The sequence below is a fragment of the Janthinobacterium sp. FW305-128 genome (genome assembly GCF_020858135.1).
Taxonomy (GTDB): Bacteria; Pseudomonadota; Gammaproteobacteria; order Burkholderiales; family Burkholderiaceae_D; genus Janthinobacterium.
This window is the reverse complement of the sequence record NZ_JACYMK010000018.1, coordinates 25757-43518: the sequence shown is the minus strand read 5'-3', so window position 1 is coordinate 43518 and position 17762 is coordinate 25757. Positions and strand designations below refer to the sequence as shown.

General features: G+C 63.1%; 11 protein-coding genes, 1 tRNA gene and 1 pseudogene. 3 read left to right on the top strand and 10 right to left on the bottom strand.

What is annotated here, in order from left to right; genetic code table 11:
* Window positions 1-160: 160 nt before the first annotated feature.
* The 4 genes from gdhA to IGS60_RS27500 form a co-directional block, all read right to left on the bottom strand.
* Window positions 161-1504, bottom strand: coding sequence for an NADP-specific glutamate dehydrogenase (gene gdhA / locus IGS60_RS27515; protein WP_230506787.1), 1344 nt, complete (start codon window positions 1502-1504; stop codon window positions 161-163).
* 207 nt (window positions 1505-1711) lie between these two features.
* Window positions 1712-2959, bottom strand: coding sequence for a DUF819 domain-containing protein (locus tag IGS60_RS27510; protein ID WP_230506786.1), 1248 nt, complete (start codon window positions 2957-2959; stop codon window positions 1712-1714).
* A gap of 184 nt (window positions 2960-3143) precedes the next feature.
* On the bottom strand, window positions 3144-4505 hold the full coding sequence (yegQ, locus tag IGS60_RS27505; protein WP_230506785.1) for a tRNA 5-hydroxyuridine modification protein YegQ: 1362 nt from the start codon (window positions 4503-4505) through the stop codon (window positions 3144-3146).
* Between the two features lie 88 nt (window positions 4506-4593).
* Window positions 4594-5232, bottom strand: a complete 639-nt coding sequence (locus IGS60_RS27500; RefSeq protein ID WP_230506784.1) for a TetR/AcrR family transcriptional regulator — start codon at window positions 5230-5232, stop codon at window positions 4594-4596.
* 105 nt (window positions 5233-5337) lie between these two features.
* Here IGS60_RS27500 and IGS60_RS27495 point away from each other — a divergent pair.
* A pseudogene (locus IGS60_RS27495) lies at window positions 5338-6450 on the top strand (TCR/Tet family MFS transporter); the annotation flags it as partial.
* Here IGS60_RS27495 and IGS60_RS27490 read toward each other — a convergent pair.
* The 4 genes from IGS60_RS27490 to IGS60_RS27475 form a co-directional block, all read right to left on the bottom strand.
* A complete protein-coding gene (locus IGS60_RS27490) occupies window positions 6420-8867 on the bottom strand; it encodes an acyl-CoA dehydrogenase (protein WP_230506783.1) in 2448 nt (815 codons plus the stop codon). The pseudogene IGS60_RS27495 and the gene IGS60_RS27490 sit on opposite strands and share 31 nt — an antisense overlap.
* Window positions 8868-9011: 144 nt before the next feature.
* Window positions 9012-9344: a hypothetical protein gene (locus IGS60_RS28425; RefSeq protein ID WP_070217656.1), complete on the bottom strand. Its 333-nt coding sequence runs from the start codon at window positions 9342-9344 to the stop codon at window positions 9012-9014.
* 325 nt (window positions 9345-9669) lie between these two features.
* A complete protein-coding gene (locus IGS60_RS27480; protein ID WP_230506782.1) occupies window positions 9670-12003 on the bottom strand; it encodes a PKD domain-containing protein in 2334 nt (777 codons plus the stop codon).
* A 541-nt stretch (window positions 12004-12544) separates the two neighbouring features.
* Window positions 12545-12620: transfer RNA gene (locus IGS60_RS27475), tRNA-Phe, on the bottom strand.
* Between the two features lie 119 nt (window positions 12621-12739).
* Here IGS60_RS27475 and IGS60_RS27470 point away from each other — a divergent pair.
* Complete coding sequence (locus tag IGS60_RS27470) at window positions 12740-13510, top strand: hypothetical protein (RefSeq protein WP_230506781.1); 771 nt, start codon at window positions 12740-12742, stop codon at window positions 13508-13510.
* Between the two features lie 42 nt (window positions 13511-13552).
* Here IGS60_RS27470 and IGS60_RS27465 read toward each other — a convergent pair whose 3' ends face one another.
* Window positions 13553-13978 (bottom strand): hypothetical protein, encoded by a 426-nt coding sequence (locus IGS60_RS27465; protein ID WP_070292443.1) that lies wholly within the window; start codon window positions 13976-13978, stop codon window positions 13553-13555.
* Window positions 13979-14186: 208 nt separating this feature from the next.
* Between IGS60_RS27465 and IGS60_RS27460 the strand changes: the two genes are divergently transcribed.
* The gene (locus tag IGS60_RS27460; protein ID WP_121668405.1) at window positions 14187-15182 is read left to right on the top strand and encodes a cytochrome-c peroxidase; all 996 of its coding nucleotides are present in this window, start codon (window positions 14187-14189) and stop codon (window positions 15180-15182) included.
* A gap of 119 nt (window positions 15183-15301) precedes the next feature.
* Here the strand turns inward: IGS60_RS27460 and IGS60_RS27455 are convergent, their stop codons facing one another.
* Window positions 15302-17689, bottom strand: a complete 2388-nt coding sequence (locus tag IGS60_RS27455) for a S9 family peptidase (protein WP_230506780.1) — start codon at window positions 17687-17689, stop codon at window positions 15302-15304.
* Window positions 17690-17762 lie beyond the last annotated feature (73 nt).

Below are 17762 nucleotides of genomic sequence, written 5' to 3'. Positions count from 1 at the left end.
AAGATTTTGACAGCGGTCGATACCGTTCGCAATACCACGAACGGCATGAGGGGAATAATACAAGGTCGGATTAGCGCGGCAACGCCGCGCGTAATCCGACGACATTGTTGATGCTTGCGGTGGTGTCGGCTTACGCGCTTCGCGCTAAGCCGACCTACGCTTAAATGACCCCTTGCGCCAGCATCGCATCGGCCACTTTGACGAAGCCGGCGATGTTCGCGCCATCGACGTAGCTGACCGTGCCGTCGGCGCGCGTGCCGTATTGCTTGCACGCCGCATGGATGCCTTGCATGATCTGCAGCAAACGTGCGTCGACTTCTTCGCGCGGCCAGGAAATGCGGGCCGCGTTCTGGCTCATTTCCAGGCCGGAAGTGGCCACGCCGCCCGCATTGCTGGCCTTGCCCGGCGCGTACAGCACGCCGGCCGCCTCGAAGGCTTTGGCTGCCTCGATAGTGGTAGGCATGTTGGCCCCTTCGGCCACGCATTGCACGCCATTGGCGATGAGCAGGCGCGCATCGGCGATATCGAGTTCATTTTGCGTGGCGCAGGGCAGGGCGATGTCGACCGGCACATGCCATGGCGACACGCCCGCTTCGAAGCGCACGCCCGTGCGTTCTGCGTAATCGCTGACCCGGCCATACAGATGGTTCTTGACCTCCATCAGGATGGCCAGCTTTCCCGGCGTAAAACCGTCTTCGTCGATGACGGTGCCGCTGGAATCGGAGACGGTGATGACTTTCGCGCCCATGGCCATGGCTTTTTCCACCGCGTACTGCGCCACGTTGCCGGAGCCGGAAACGGACACGCGCATGCCTTCGAACGAGCGGCCCCGCGTCTTCAGCATTTCTTGCGCAAAATACACGGTGCCGTAGCCCGTCGCTTCCGGCCGCATCAGCGAACCGCCGAAGCTGGCGCCCTTGCCCGTAAACACGCAGTCGGCGCGGTTGCTGAGCTTTTTCATCATGCCGGCCATATAGCCCACTTCGCGCCCGCCCACGCCGATGTCGCCGGCCGGCACGTCCGTATCCGCACCCACGTGACGGAACAGTTCGCTGACAAACGCCTGGCAGAAGCGCATCACTTCGCCCGGGCTCTTGCCCTTCGGATCGAAATCGGCGCCGCCCTTGCCGCCGCCCATGGGTAACGTGGTCAGCGCATTCTTGAACGTCTGTTCGAAGGCAAGGAATTTCAGCACGGACAGGGTGACGGAAGGGTGGAAGCGGATGCCGCCCTTGTATGGCCCGATGGCCATGCTGTGCTGGATGCGGTAGCCGCGGTTGACTTGCACCTGCCCATGGTCATCGACCCACGACACGCGGAACATCACCACGCGCTCCGGCTCGATCAAGCGTTCCAGCAAGCCTTGTTCCGCGTATTTCGGGTGCTGTTCCAGGAACGGCCACAAGCTCTCCATGACTTCGGTGACGGCTTGCAGAAACTCGGGCTGACCTGGATTGCGTGCGGCGACATGCTGGACATACTCGTGAGCAGATGCGTATTTCATCAGAATTCCATGGAGGTAATCGGTTATTTGGGCAACTATCATCGCAGATTTCGCACAAAAATGGTGCAGAAATTTGGTTTTGAGGGGTTTCTGCTACATTGTGGGGAGTTTTCAGGACACTGCGGCCGATGCGAGCAGTAAACGACAACGCCAGCCCGAAGGCTGGCGTTGTCGTTGCAAGCTTGGCTGGTCAAGCCGGGATGGGCATCACCCCGCCATGCTGCGCAGGATCAAGCCCGTGATGTAGGCGCCATAGGTGCCCAGCGCGTAGCCGAGCACGGCCAGCAGGACGCCCACGGGGGCCAGGGCCGGGTGGAAGGCGCTGGCGATGACGGGGGCCGAGGCGGCGCCGCCGATGTTCGCTTGCGATCCGACGGCCATGAAGAACAGGGGCGCGCGGATCAGCTTGGCGACGAGCAGCATCAGGCCGCCGTGCACGGCGATCCAGATCAGGCCCAACAGGAACAGGAAAGGTTTGTCGAACAGGGCTTTCAAGTCCATGTGCATGCCGATGGTGGCCACCAGCACGTACAGCATGGCCGAGCCGATGGTCGAGGCGCCCGCGCCTTCCAGGCTACGCGCCCGGCTAAAACTCAGCAGCAGGCCGAAGGTGGTGGCGAGCACGACGATCCAGAAGAAGTTCGACGTCAGGCTGTAATCCTGCAGGCGCCATTCTGCCGGCAGGGTGGTGATCCAGCTGATGATGGGGCCGGCCAGGAAGTGCGACAGGCCCGTCACGCCCAGGCCCACGCCGAGGATGATCATGATGTCGGTCAGATTGGCGACGCGCGCGTGCTGGGCACGGTAGCTTTCGATGCTGTCCTTGAGCGCATTGATGGCGGTCAAATCGGCGCCCGTCCAGCGGTCGAAGGCGCCCGCGCGGCCGGCCAGGAACAGCAGCACGGCCGTCCAGACGTTGGCCACCAGCACGTCGACGGCGACGAACTGGCCGAACAGGGTGGCGTCCACTTCAAACACTTCCTTCATGGCCGCCTGGTTGGCGCCGCCGCCTATCCACGAGCCGGCGACAGTGGTCATGCCGCGCCAGGTGTCGCCCGCCACCGTTTCCGGGTGGATCAAACGCACGGCTTCGAACGAGACGAGGGCGCCCAGCATGACGCCCAGCGTTCCCGTGAGGAACATGATGATGGCCTTGGGGCCGAGGCGGATAATGCCGCCGAAATCGATGGCCACGCACAGCAGCACCAGCGCGCTGGGCAGCAGGTAGTCGCGCGCCACGGCGTACAGGCCGGAGGCGTTGCCGTCGATGATGCCAAAGGTGTTGAGCAGCGCCGGGATCAGGTAGCACATCAGCAGCGACGGGATATAGGTATAAAACTTTTTCCAGAAGCCGTTGGCGCGGGAGGCGGTCCAGAAGACGCCCCCCAGGGTCATGGCGAGCAGGCCGAGGACGACGGCGTCATTGGTGATCAGGGCAGAGGTGGCAGGTGGCATCGGGGATTCCGGTGAACGTGTCAGGGATGCCCGGGATGCCGATCAGGCCCCCGGGCGCAGGGTGGCCGTATCGTATAGCAATGTTGAAGCCTAAACAAATTATTTAGGCGCTAGCAATCGAAACTTCTCTTGTCAAATCAAACACTTGCTGACTGGTTTGCCGATGCCGCCGCCAGACTGGCGGTTACAAATAGCGCGCCAGCAAGGCTTTATTTAGCGCCCCGTCGAGTTCGATGCGCACGAAGTGGCCGCTGCCGGGCGCCACCTGGATTTCGCTGCCGTCGTCGGCCAGCATGCGGGTAATAGTGAAGTCGCGGTTGCCGCCCGGATGCAGGGCTTCGATGCGGTCGCCCACGGCAAAGCGGTTTTTCACGTCCACCCTGGCCCAGCCGTCCGTCACGTCCAGCACGTCGCCCACGTACTGGCTGCGGTCCGCTTCCGACGCGCCGCGCATGTAGTTCTGGTGCGTCTGCGTGTGGTGGCGTTGATAAAAACCGTCCGTGTAGCCGCGGTTGGCCAGGCCTTGCAGCTGTCCCAGCAGGCTGATATCGAAGGGGCGGCCCGCCACCGCGTCGTCGATGGCCTGGCGGTAGACTTGCGCCGTGCGCGCCGCGTAGTACAGCGACTTGGTGCGGCCTTCGACCTTCAGCGAATCGACGCCGATCTTGACCAGGCGCTCGATGTGTTCGACGGCGCGCAAGTCCTTCGAATTCATGATGTAGGTGCCGTGCTCGTCTTCGAGTATCGGCATCAGCTGGCCCGGCCGCTGCGCTTCTTCGATGAAGTAGGGCTGGTCGGCCAGCGGGTGGCGCGGCTGCTGGTGCAGGGCGGAAAAGGCATTGTTGTCCGCCTCGGCCAGCGCCTGATGAAATTCCAGCGGCACTACCTGCATGCCGCCCAGGTCGCCGCTGGCGTCTTCGGCGGCATTTTTCACCTTGTAATCCCAGCGGCAGGAATTCGTGCACGTGCCCTGGTTCGGGTCGCGGTGGTTGAAATAGCCGGACAGCAGGCAGCGGCCCGAATAGGCGATGCACAAGGCGCCATGGACGAACACTTCGAGTTCCATTTCCGGGCAGCGCTGGCGGATTTCCTCGATCTCGTCGAGCGACAGTTCGCGCGACAGGATCACGCGCGTCAATCCCATGCGGTGCCAGAACTTCACGTCGGCCCAGTTGACGGCATTCGCCTGCACCGATAAGTGCACGGGAATCTCCGGCCACTTGTCGCGCACCATCATGATCAGGCCCGGATCGGCCATGATCAGGGCGTCGGGGCGCATGGCGATCACCGGTTCCATGTCGCGCAAATACGTCTTCAGCTTGGCGTTGTGGGCGAAGATATTGCTGGCGACAAAGAATTGCTTGCCCCGCGCATGCGCGCCATCAATGCCCTCCTGCAAGGCTTGCAAGGTCGAAAAATCGTTATTGCGCACGCGCAAGCTGTAGCGCGGCTGGCCCGCGTAGACGGCGTCGGCGCCATAGTCGAAGGCGGCATGCATCTTGGCCAGGGAGCCGGCAGGCAGGAGGAGTTCGGGAGCGTGGCGCATGGGATGGGCAAAGCCGGCGATTGTAGGCGGGCTGGCGCCAGATTGCCTTGCCTTGGGTCAAGGGATTGACATCCGATACCCGGCAACGTCAGACGTAAGGCGTGCCCGCCAACGCTGCCTTCAGGCCGACATGCCCCTGGTCCACCAAGGACAGAAAGCAGGTCTTGGCCAGCTGTGTGTCGCCATGCTGGCGGAAGTGCCGGTGCGCTTCGATCAGGGCCGTGCTCCAGGTGGCCAGCAGCAGGCTGGCCGCCAGCCGGGCCTGGGGATCGTGCGCGTCGCGCCCCGTGCTGTCGGTCAGCGCCGTTGCCACCACTTGCGCCAACTCGTCGCGGATCGCCCGCGCCCGCGCTTTCAGGGTCTCGCTGGCCTCGATGGTGGCAATAAAACCCTGGCCGGCGGCGGAAAACGTGACGTAGGGACTGTCTTCCCGTACCAGGCGGTGCGCCAGCAGGCACAGCGTTTCGACCGGGGGCACCATGGGATCGCGCTGGCGCAAGGCGGCGCGCAGCAGTTCGCGTCCCTCTTCCTCGCGGTCGAAGAACATGTCTTCCTTGCGGGGGAAGTGGTTGAACACCGTCATGCGTCCCACGCTGGCAGCCGCCGCGATCTCGTCCACCGTCACCTGCTCGAAGCCGCGCACGAAAAACAAGCGCGTGGCGGCATTCGAGATGGCTTGCCGGGTGGCAAGGCGTTTGCGGGAGCGGAGGTCGGAAGGAATCGTCATGTTGCCCCGATCATACACGAAGTGTACTGAGTACAGATAAGGCTTGATGGTGCAGCCAGGCTGGGCGTACTATTTATGTACTGAGTACATATTTAGATTGAGTATATGAAAATAGCCATTCCGGCGACAGCGCTGCCTGTCATCTTTGCCACCGTCGTGCTCGATGCCATCGGCATCGGCCTGGTCTTCCCCATCTTGCCCGCGTTGCTGCGCGACGTCACGCGTGCCGATAACGTGGCGGCGTACATCGGCATCATGACGGCCCTGTATGCGTTGATGCAGTTCATCTTTGCGCCCGTGCTGGGCGCGCTGAGCGACCGCCTGGGGCGGCGCCCCGTGCTGCTGCTTTCGCTGGCGGGCGCGGCCGTCAATTACCTGTTCCTCGCGTTTGCGCCCAGCCTGTGGATGCTGCTGCTGGGGCGCGCCATTGCGGGCTTGACGAGCGCCAATGTGTCCGTGGCCACGGCCTACATCACCGATATTTCTCCCGAGGAAACGCGGGCGCGCCGTTTCGGCTTGCTCAACGCCATGTTCGGCGCCGGCTTCATCATCGGCCCCGTTCTGGGCGGCGCGCTGGGCGATTACGGGCTGCGCCTGCCGTTCATGACGGCGGCCATCTTGAATGCCGGCAACCTGCTGCTGGCGTTGCTGACGTTGCCAGAATCACGTCGGCCCACGGGCGAAAAAATCGACCTGGCGGCATTGAATCCATTGCGCCCGCTGCGCTGGGTGTTATCGCAGAAAAGCTTGCTGCCGATCACCGCCATCTTCTTTACCTTCAGCGCGGCGGGCGAGGTGTATGGCGTGTGCTGGGCGCTGTGGGGCCACGATGCGTTCGAATGGAACGGGCTGTGGATCGGCCTGTCGCTGGGCGCGTTTGGCGTGTGCCAGGCGCTGGCCCAGGCTTTTCTGCCCGGCCCGGCCGTGAAACTGCTGGGCGAGCGCGCCACCATCCTGGCGGGCGCGGCGTGCGCCTGCGTGGCCCTGGTCGTCATGGCCTTCGCCACCCGCAGCTGGATGATCTTCGCCATCATGCCCGTGTTCGCCCTGGGCGGCATCGGCGCGCCGGCCCTGCAGTCGCTGGCCACGCGGCAAGTTGCCGAGGACAGGCAAGGCCAATTTCAGGGCGTGCTGGCCTCGTCCGTGAGCCTGGCATCCGTGCTGTGTCCGCTGGTATTTTCCAGCATTTATTTTGGCGTCAGGGCGTACTGGCCCGGCGCCGTCTGGCTGTCGGTGATCGTCGTGTATGCGGCACTGGTGCCGCTCGTGCTGGGCTTGTCGTTGGACTCGACCACGCCGGCGTCATCGCGGGGATAGGCGTCCGGCGTTTCGTGCGCTGCGGCGGGCGCAAAATCGTCTACCTGGATCAAGCCGTCGACCAGGCGCGCATATTCCAGCAAGCTATTGTGCTCCTGGCAGTTGACGTTGCCTGTGGCCTTGGCCGCTGCCAGCCACGGCTGCATGGCGGACAGGCTTTGCGGCAGGTGCCGCAGGGCCGCGCCTTCGGGCGTGTCCTTCAGGCGTTTTTCGATGTGCAAAACCTCGGGCAGCAAGGCCAGCGCCCGCTCGGCGCAGGCGACGGGATCGTTGCCCTCGCTGGCGACATGGCCGTCGGCCAGCAGGCGTTCGCGGTCGGCGCCCGGCGTTTGCAGGGCCAGCGCCACTTCGCTGCCCAGCTCGTCGGACGGCGGGCGGTGGGGCAGGCCGAACGGGAACAGCAAGGTGCGCAGCAGCACGGCCAGCACGCGCGCGGGGAAATTGTCGAGCACGCCCGTCAAGCCCTGTTGCGCCTTGACCAGCGCATCCTGCAGCGACCAGTGCACGTAGGGCAGGTCGGCCTCGGGCCGGCCATCGTCCTCGTAGCGCTTCAGCACCGCGGAGCACAAATACAGCTGCGCCAGCACGTCGCCCAATCTGGCGGACAGCCGCTCGCGGCGCTTGAGTTCGCCACCAAGCACGAACATCGACATATCCGTCATGACGGCAAACGCCGTCGACAGCCGCGTCAGGGCGCGGTAGTAGGGCGCCAGTGCCGGGGCGCCGGCGTCGGGCACGGCCGCCAGGCGCGCGCCGCCCAGTCCGTACCACAAGCCCCTGGCCACGTTGCCCAGCACAAAGCCCACATGGCCGAAGAAGGCCGCATCGAAATCGCGCAAGGCCTTGCGGCCGTCGCTTTCGTTGACGGCGGCCATTTCCCTCAGTACATATGGATGCGCGCGGATGGCGCCCTGGCCGAAGATGATCAGGCTGCGCGTGAGGATGTTGGCCCCTTCGACGGTGATCGCGATGGGGATTTGCTGGTAGGCGCTGGCGAGGAAATTGTTCGGACCCACGCAGATGCCCTTGCCGCCGAGAATGTCCATGCCGTCGTTGACGAGCGCGCGGCCCCGTTCCGTCACATGGTATTTGACGATGGCGGAAATGACGGCCGGCTTCTCGCCCAGGTCGACGGCATGCGCGGCCAGGGTGCGGGCCGCATCCATCAGGTACAGGTTGGCGCCCATGCGGGCCAGCGCTTCCTGCACCCCTTCGAACTTGCCGATGGGCATGTTGAACTGGCGCCGCACGGCCGCATACGCGCCGGTGCCGCGCACGGCCATCTTGCCCATTCCCACGCTGGACGAGGGCAGCGAGATGGCGCGTCCGGCCGCCAGGCATTCCATCAGCATGCGCCATCCTTTCCCCACTTGCGCCTGGCCGCCGATGACCCAGTCGATAGGGATAAAGACATCGTTGCCGGACGTGGGGCCGTTCTGGAAGGCGGCGTTCAAGGGATGGTGGCGGCGGCCGATCAGCACGCCGTCGTGGCTGGCGGGGATCAGGGCGCAGGTGATGCCCGGCGTATCGTTGTCGGATAGCAAGTGGTCGGGGTCGCTGGTCTGGAAAGCCAGCCCCAGCAAGGTCGCCACGGGCGCCAGGGTGATGTAGCGCTTGTTCCACGTGAGGCGGAAACCCAGGGTGGGGCGACCTTCATGCATGCCCATGCACACGACGCCCAGGTCGGGGATGGCGGCCGCGTCGGAGCCCGCATACGGGCTGGTCAGGGCAAAGCAGGGAATCTCGGTGCCGGCAGCCAATCGCGGCAAGTAATGGTTTTTCTGTTCCTCGGTGCCGTAGTGCAACAACAACTCGGCCGGTCCCAGCGAATTGGGCACCATCACGGTCACGGCCAGCGCCGAGCAGCGGCTCGACAGTTTCATCACCACCTGCGAATGCATGTAGGCGGAGAACTGTTTGCCGCCGTATTGCTTGGGAATGATCATGCCGAGGAAACCCTGGCTTTTCATGTAGGCCCAGGCTTGCGGTGGCAAATCCTGCGCCTGTTGGGTTTCCCAGTCGTCGACCAGTTCGCACAAGCGCTCGACGTCATGGTCAAGAAAATGGCGCTCTTCGGCGCTGAGCGTGGCGCGGCCATAGCCCAGCAATTTTGTCCAGTCGGGCTTGCCGGAAAACAGCTCGGCATCCCACCACGTGGTGCCCGCTTCGAGCGCGTCGCGTTCCGTGTCGGACATCGTCGGCAGGATGCGTTTGAACAGGGCCAGCAGGTGCGGGGTAATCAGTGCGCGGCGCACGGGGCCGGGCGCGAACAGTACAACCAGGCCCAGCAGGGCCACCATCAGTATGAGCGTCAGCATGCGATATCTCCCTGTGTCATGACGACAGGGTAGGCCGATGCGGCCGATGTGACTGTGCGGTACAGCGCATACGCAGCAACGCCAACCGCAAGGGTTGGCGTTGTGGCTGAACAAGGTTGTCGCCGATAGCCGGCGCTAACGGTATTAGCGTTGCGGGACGACGATCACCGTGTCGCCCGTCTTGCCCTTGGCGCCGTCGTCGCCTTTGGCGCCATCGTTGCCTTGTGCACCGGTAGCGCCCTTGGCGCCATCGTATCCGGCGGCGCCGCTGTCGCCGGTCTGGCCCGTGGCGCCGGTGGCACCGGTCGCGCCGGCAGGGGCTTCAGCGCCCTTGGCGCCCGTGGCGCCGGCAGGACCAGGCGCGCCGGCAGGGCCGGGAACGACTTGGACGACGGTCGGTGCGGGTGGCGCTTCGCGCTGGCAAGCGGTCAGGGCGAGGGTAGAGGCGAGCGCGAGCAATATCAGGGTAGGTTTCATGATGCATCCTTTGGCAGTGAGCCGTAATGTACGGAACGGCTCGACGGCGTCGGGCGCGAGTTTCGCATGGCGGTGTGGCGGGGAGAGCTGACCAGCCGACCCGTCAGCCGTGTCGCGCAGGGCGCTGGCGGCGGGAGGGAAAGTGATGGTCTGCCTGCAGCATGGGCCCTTGGGCGGCTGCAGTCCGTTCGTTTGCGTACATAGCGGCGGGGTGGGGTGGAGGTTTTGTGCAAGGCAAACAAAAAAGCCAACCCGGAGGTTGGCTGAGGATGTTCAGAGCGGGCTGGCAGCTCCCTGATTGACCGTCTGGTGCTGCCTGGCGCGCTTATTTAACGGTGAAACTTTTGTCGTAGCCACCATTCGTACTTGTATATCCTAATGTGTCACGGAACGCTGTCCAGCCAACCGTCCAGGAGCCGGCTTTGGCGCCTGCGGGTATCGTCACCGTTGAACTGAAAGTAGCATGCTTCGCGTCGCCGGATGCCAGCACCCATTTGCTGTCGATGCGGGTGCCGCCGATATCGGCGCTGTTGTACCAATAGGGATTGGGCAGGGCGTTGAGATTGATCCCGGTGGCATCTGTCACGGTGACGGTGGTCGTCACCAGTTGACTTGTCTGCGAGACGTCAACGATGGCGGGGGTGACAGTGATGGCAGAAACGGCGGGCCCTGACGTGTCGCTGAGCCCATTGCTTTGCACGGTGAAACCCTGGCTGTAGCCGCCATTCGTACTCGTATATCCTAATGTGTCACGGAACGCTGTCCAGCCAACCGTCCAGGAGCCGGCTTTGGCGCCTGCGGGTATCGTCACCGTCGAACTGAACGTAGCATGCTTCGCGTCGCCGGATGCCAGCACCCATTTGCTGTCGATGCGGGTACCGCCGATATCGGCGCTGTTGTACCAATAGGGATTGGGCAGGGCGTTGAGATTGATCCCGGTGGCATCTGTCACGGTGACGGTGGTCGTCACCAGTTGACTTGTCTGGGAGACATCAACGGTGGTGGGATTGACGGTGATGGCTGACACGGTGGGACCCGATGTGTCGCTGAGTTCATTACTTTGCACGGTGAAACCCTGGCTGTAGCCGCCATTTGTACTCGTATAGTCTAATACGTCACGGAAGGCGAGCGAGCCGACCAGCCATTCGCCTGCTTTGGCGCCTGCGGGGATCGTCACCGTCGAACTGAAGGTGGCATGCTTCGCGTCGCCGGACGCCAGTTTCCATTGGCTGTTGATGCGGGTGCCGCCGATGTCGGCGACGTTGTACCAATGGGGGGCGGGCAGGGCGTTGAGATTGACGCCGGTGGCATCTGTCACGCTGACGGTGGCCGTCACCTGTTGACTTGTCTGCGAGACGTCAATGATGGCGGGGGTGACAGTGATGGCCGACACGTTGGGGCCGGAGTTGTCGACGGCGCTGGCGGTGACAGTAACAGTTGCGTCCGCACTGCTCGCCTTGCCATCGTTGACGATGAGTTTAGCTACATACAAACCGGTGGTATCGGCGGTAAAGGTGCTCTTGGCCGAGCTGGCGGAAGACAAGGAGGCCTTGCTGTTCGCCGGTTTTGTCGTCAGCTCCCAGGCAAAAGTCAAGACATCGCCATTGGCGTCCGAACTGGCGCTGCCATCGAGTTCCACCACACTGCCGGACAAGACATTTTGCGCGTAGCCTGCGTTCGCCACCGGCGCCGCATTGGCTACACTGGCCGTAATACTGACCGCTGCCGCGTTGCTGCTGACCTTGCCGTCGTTGACGATGATGCTGGCAACATAGGTGCCGGCCACATCCGCCGTAAAAGTGGGTCTGACGGAGGTCGGCGACGACAAGCTTGCCGTACTGCCTGCCGGTCTGGATTGCAGGGTCCATGCATAGCTGAGCGTACGGCCGGCATCGGCCGAACTGGCGCTGCCATCGAGCGTGACTACAGTCCCCGTCACCACGCTTTGTAGCGGTCCCGCCTGGGCGACAGGGGGGACGGCAGCAATATCGGCGATGATTTGCTTGATGGCGTCTGTATTGGTGATCTTGGCCAGCGCGGTGACGACCTGGGTGAGCCGGGCGGCGTTGATTTTTACTCTGAGCGCATCCAGAAGCCTGTCCTGCGCATCGCCGCCGGCCGGGTTGCCCTGTGTCGCGGCTTTCAATGGCGTGGCAAGGAAATCAACGAGGGGGCTCGTGTCGACGACACCGTTGAGTACCGTCCCCACATCAGCCTGCGCTGCCTTCACTGCAGTGGGAGTGACCTTGTTGTTGGCAATCGTGGCGTCAAACGCGGCAAAGAAGACCGTCGGTTCGCTCCCCAGTACCCGCGCCGTCAGCATTTCGGTTAGTGGCGTTATGTTGGCAGTGGCGGCGCTGCCGTTTCCCAGCACGAGCGTGTGTAATTTTGAGCCATCCGCCGGATCGGTGATCTGGAGCAGGCACGGTAGGTTGCCGCCGGCTACGGCAAGGCTGTAGCTGCCGTCAGCCAGCGTCGTGGCGTTGCCGGTGCCTGTCTGGCATTTGGCAGTAATAGTGGCGCCAGCAATGGCCTTCCCCGTTGCGGCAGTGCCGTTGACTGTTAGACTTGTTGGGGTGACAGGAACAGGTGACGAGCCACCACCGCCACCGCATGCAACGAGCATGCACGAACTAAGTACAGTTGCCAGTATCTTCATTGAATCTATCCATTTCTAATTTTTAAGTGATGCCTGTGCTTGCGTCGTACTGAAATGGCCTGGTGTGGCCAGAGTCAGGCTGCTGATGTAAATTATATATCTTTTGAGCAATATTGCTTGTTTCAAATCCAGCCGATGAATTTGACGAAGGCGTGCCCCGCCAGAGCGTTGGGCAAGCTATCGCTGTGCGTAACGCTGCGTGACTGGCGATGAGGCTGTAGCGAGAGCGAGCAACGCTGAAAAAAAAGCCAAGCCGAAGGCTGGCTTTTTGCTATGTAGTGCTGAATGGGTGCCAAGTACCGAATAAGCCTGCACTCTGATTTGAGGCGGTCGTCCTCCGCGGCGACGGAAGGCGTGGCGTGAATGAGCTTTAAGTCGACACGTTTGTATGGCGGAGCAAATAAACGCGAGCAAGGAGAAGAGCCGTCCGAAGTATGCTGGCCTACCGGACACCATGGATGGACCGGGGCAAAGACTTTTGAGCCGGTAAACAAAAAAGCCAACCCGAAGGTTGGCTTTTTGCTATGTACTGCTGAATTCTTGGTGGCCCGGGGCGGAATCGAACCACCGACACAAGGATTTTCAATCCTCTGCTCTACCGACTGAGCTACCAGGCCAAGGCGGCGAATTATAGCAGAAAGACTTTCCACCTGACCAGAGCTAGCTGTGTTCAAATGCAACAGATGGCCAAAACATGGTGTTTTGGCATCCTTGTATGAGCTGAAGGGATGTGGCGATGCGGCGACGTATTGGAGTGCAGGGCCTGGCGGCTGCAGGCTTGTTCAGTTTGTTTTGCGGTACGGCGCGGGCCGACGGGCTGGCCGATCTGAATGCGGCGCTGGCGCGCTTGCAGGGCCAGCTGCCCATCAAGGCGCAAGTGGAATCGAAAACCTGGCGCCGCGAGGGCGAGGGCAAGGCGGCGGAAGAGGATAGCGGCCAGGCGACAGTCACCGTCGAAGGCGGGCCGGCGGGCTTGCAAGTGCTCTACAGCAAGGATTTGCTGGCGAAAGTGGAGGCCGAGCAGCGCGCCAGGGTGAAGGATCCGAAGGTCAAGACGCCGATCGGCTTTGCGCTGGGGGAGATGAAGGCGGCGGAGTTGCGTTCCATGGTGTCGGCGGCCGATTCCCTGTCGCGCGAGATCGAGGAAGCCGTGTTCAGCGGGGAAAAGATCGATAGCTACAAGGGCAAGCCGGCGCGCCTGCTCAGCTTTACCTTGTCGCTCGACAAGGTGCCGGAGAAAGACCGCAAGTATGTGAAGAAGTTCGAAGGCGGCATCGAGGTGTGGATCGCCGCCGACGGCACGCCGCTGGCCAGCCATTTCCACTTTGATGTGAGCGGGCGCGCCTTTGTCGTCGTCAGCTTTACGCAAAAGACGGACGAGACGCGCCAGTATGGCGTCAGCGGCGACCATCTATTGTTGCTGCGCAAGGAAAGCAAGAATGCCACCTCGGGTGCGGGCGAGAAGGTGGAAAGCAAGATCGTCAAGACCTTGCAGCTGCAGTCCTGACTTGTTGCCGCATCACGCAAGCCGCTGATCCAGCGGCTTTTTTTACATCGCCGAGCTGCCGCCCATGGCGCTCTTTTGCAGCACGCAGCGTCCCGCCTCGCAGGTGGCGCCCGGGTCCGTGACGATGGAGCAGGTCGACATCATGCCGTCCGCCTGCTGCTGCTTGCGGCTGGCCTCGGCTTGCGCCTGGGCCAAGGCCTTGAGTTTTTTTCCGTCATTGTCCTTGCTGGACCAGGCCAGATAGCGCTCGGGACCGCCGCAGGCTTTGGCGCCGATGGCGATGGTTTGGCATTGCTGGGTGGAATCGCAGGCGGCGGCGCCCACTTCCGCCTGGATTTGCGCCAGCAAGCCGGCATTGCCGGGCGCGGGCGGCGCATCTTGTGCGGGGGCGCTGCCGCAGGCACTGGTGGCCAGCAGCAGGATGGCGGCGCACGCGGCGCGCAGGGCGGAGTAGGTAGGTGTATGCATGCCTTCATCATGTGCCACGCTTGCCCAAATGGCAAGCGCGATTCGCGCGCTGGACGATCCTTGACGCCGGTCATTTTCATTATCAAGCCGTCAAAGTTAATATAAATCAACATCCAATCAGCGATGGTCGGGTGGCGACCGGGCCGCCGCGCTGCATTCCCGCGCCGGCGTGCACCGCCGATTCGGGAATGCTTCCAGGAGTTAGACTATGCGCCGTACCCTCTCCCCCTTTGTCTTCATCGCCAGCCTCGCTTTCAGCGGCACGCTGCACGCCGCCAGCAAGGAGCCGATCCAGCCCATCACGGCCGCCAAGGTGGCCAATCCGGCCATGGTCGAACTGGGCAAGAAACTGTTTTTCGATCCGCGGCTGTCGCGTTCCGGATTTATTTCCTGTAATAGCTGCCATAACCTGAGCATGGGCGGCACGGATAACATCAAGACGTCGATCGGCCACAACTGGCAGCGCGGACCCATCAACTCACCAACGGTGCTCAATTCCAGCATGAACGTAGCGCAATTCTGGGATGGCCGCGCCAAGGATTTGCAGGAGCAGGCGGGCGGCCCCATCGCCAATCCGGGCGAGATGGCTTTTACGCACGAGCTGGCCATCGACGTGCTGGCCTCGATTCCCGCCTACCGCGCGGAATTCCGGCAAGTATTTGGCCAGGATAAATTGACCATCGAGCAAGTCACGCGCGCCATCGCCGCCTTCGAGGAAGTGCTGGTGACGCCCGGTTCGCGCTTCGACCAATGGCTGATGGGCAAGAAAAGCGCGCTGACGAAAGACGAACTGGCCGGCTACCAGCTGTTCAAATCCAGCGGCTGCATCGCCTGCCATAACGGCCCCGCCGTGGGCGGCAATACTTTCCAGAAGATGGGTGTGGTGGAACCGTACAAGACGGCGATGACGGCGCAAGGGCGCTCGGCCGTGACGGGCAAGGATGCCGACCGCTTCAACTTCAAGGTGCCGACCCTGCGCAACGTGGAATTGACGTATCCCTACTTCCACGATGGCGAAGCGGCCACCCTGACGCAGGCCGTCGATGTGATGGGCCGTTTACAGCTGGGCCGCACGTTTGCGCCCGATGAAAACGCGCAACTCGTCGCTTTCCTGAAAACACTCACGGGCAAGCAGCCGCACCTCGTGCTGCCGATCCTGCCGCCATCGAGCGACACGACGCCGCGGCCGGTGCCGTTTGACTGAGTGCTTGTGGTGGGTGTGGTGTCGGATTACGCCCTTGCGGGCTAATCCGACCTACACCTCAGCGAGTAGGTCGGATTAGCGGCGCAGCCGCGTAATCCGACATTTTTTGTTGATATCGCTTATTTCAACGTACGATTGAACAGCTGATAGATACGGCGGTACTGGTCATACCACGCTTCCGGCTGCACGAAGCCGTGGCGCTCCATCGGGTAGCTGGCCATTTCCCAGTTGTCCTTTTTGAGCTCGATCAAGCGCTGCGCCAGGCGCACGGAATCCTGGTAAAACACGTTGTCGTCGATCATGCCGTGGGCGATCAGGAGGTTGCCCGTCAGCTTGTCGGCATATTCGATCGGCGACGAGATTTTATACGCCTGCGGGTCGACGTCCGGCGTGTTCAGGATGTTGGCCGTGTACTCGTGGTTGTAGGTGGTCCAGTCCGTCACGGGACGCAGGGCGGCGCCCGACTTGAAGATTTCCGGGGCGCGCATCAGGGCCATCAGGCTCATGAAGCCGCCATAGCTGCCGCCATAGATGCCCACATTCTTGATGTCTCCCTGGTGCCGGGCTGCCAGCCAGTTGGCGCCATCGATGAAATCTTCCAGTTCCGGGTGGCCCATCTGCCGGTAGATGGCCGTGCGCCACGCGCTGCCGTAGCCGAGCGAGGCGCGGTAATCGACGTCGAGCACGATGTAACCCTGCTCCACCAGCAGGTTGTGGAACATCTGTTCGCGGAAGTACACGGGGTAGCGCTGCGTCACGTTTTGCAGGTAGCCGGCACCGTGCGCGAACATGACGATCGGGTAGCGCTTGCCCGCTTCCAGCTGCGCCGGGCGATACAGCTTGGCCCAGATGGGCGCCGCGCCATGCGTGGACGGCACTTGCACCAGTTCCGGCATGACCCAGTTGCGCGCCTTGAAGGCGTCGCTGCGCGTATCGGTCAGGATAGTCGCCTTGCCGCCAGAGACAGAAACCGTGGCCAGCTGGGCCGGCATATAGCTGGTCGAATAGCGCAGCAGCAGCTTGCCGCCATCGGGCGACAGGCCGAAGTTTTCCACGCCTTTCAGACTGGTGACTTCGCGCGCGCCGCCATCCTTGGCCGTGCTGGCACACACTTCATACGTGCCTGGCGCTTGCGGGTTGCACATAAAATAGGCGGTCTTGCCGTCGCGGCTCCATTCGACGGCGCTCACTTCCCATTGCCCGCTGGTCAAGGCGCGCGCGGGTGCGGTGCCCGTTTTCGTGTACAGGTGGGCGTAGCCGCTTTCCTCGGACAGATACCACAGGGTGGCATTGTCGGGCAGCCAGCCGAATTCCTCGGCGCGGCGGTTGACCCAGGCCGTGTCGCTGATGCGGTGCGCGGGCACGAGGGCGCCGTTGGCCAGGTCGACGGTGGCGAGCCAGCCGTCCTTGTTGTCGATGGCGCGCACGCGCACGGCCGCTTTGGAACCGTCATCGGTCCAGGCGATGCCGTCGCGCTGGGCGTCGACGCGCACGGCACGGTTGCCTTTCAGCGGCGGCAGCTTCTGTTCGGCGCGCAGGCTGGCCAGCGGGTCGGTGGCGATGCCGGGCAGGCTGTCGAACGGTATCTCGCGCACCTGGCCCGTGCGCAGGTCGGCGAGTTTCAGGCTTTGCGCGATCGGCATGTTGCGGCCCACGCGCGTGCGCTCGTCGTCCGCTTCCGGATAGCCCGTTTCCGTGACGTAGCGGGCCAGTTTGCCCAGCTTGCCCTTTTCGGCGGCCTTGTCTTGCGTGACGAACAGCAGCCAGCGGCCATCCGGCGACAGGGCACTGCCGGAAATCGTCACTTTGTCGCCCAGGTAGATCGGTTCCGGCGCACGCGTGGCGTCCAGGCGGCGCTCTTCGTGGCGGCGCTCGCGGCTCGCGTCGCGGTCGTCCTTCTGGCGCGCCAGGTTGACGATCAGGCGCAGCTGCAGCTCGCGCAGGGCGTCCGCTTCCGGCTTGGCGTCCGGGTCCTTGGCCGCGCGCAGCAGGGCGACGGGGGCGCTCAGGCGGTCGGCACGGCTCCAGCTGAACCAGTCGGTGCCGCTGCGGTACTGCACAGCGCCGCCGTCGGCGGAATACTGCGGGTCGCTGATGGCGGAGACGCCCCGCGTGATCTGGACCAGAGCGCCGTTTTTCAGGTCGCGCTCGAACAAGTCGCCGTTGCGCAGCAGGATGGCGCGCGTGCCGGCCCGGTTGACGACCATCTGCTGGCCATCGAGGTTCGCCAGTTGCGCATCGTCGACCTTCTTGCCGCTATTGAGTTTCGCATGCGCGCCAGATACGTGAAACGTGTCGCGCAGGGGCGAGCCGAGGCGTTTTTGTTTGTAGTAGAGCTGGCCGTTCCAGCCCCACCACGCCGCTTCGACGGGTGTGCCGATCCAGTCGGGATCGGCCATGGCCTGGTCCAGCGTGATCGGCGTGGGCGCGGTGGCAGAGGGGGCCGCGTTGGCGGCGGGCAGCAGAGATAGCAGCAGGAGCGGCAGCAGGGGAAGAACCAGACGCATCGGAGATCACTTTAACGAGAGGGGATGGTGAAGGTACAGGCTATGAGGCCGGTATTCTAGCGGAGGAGTTTCG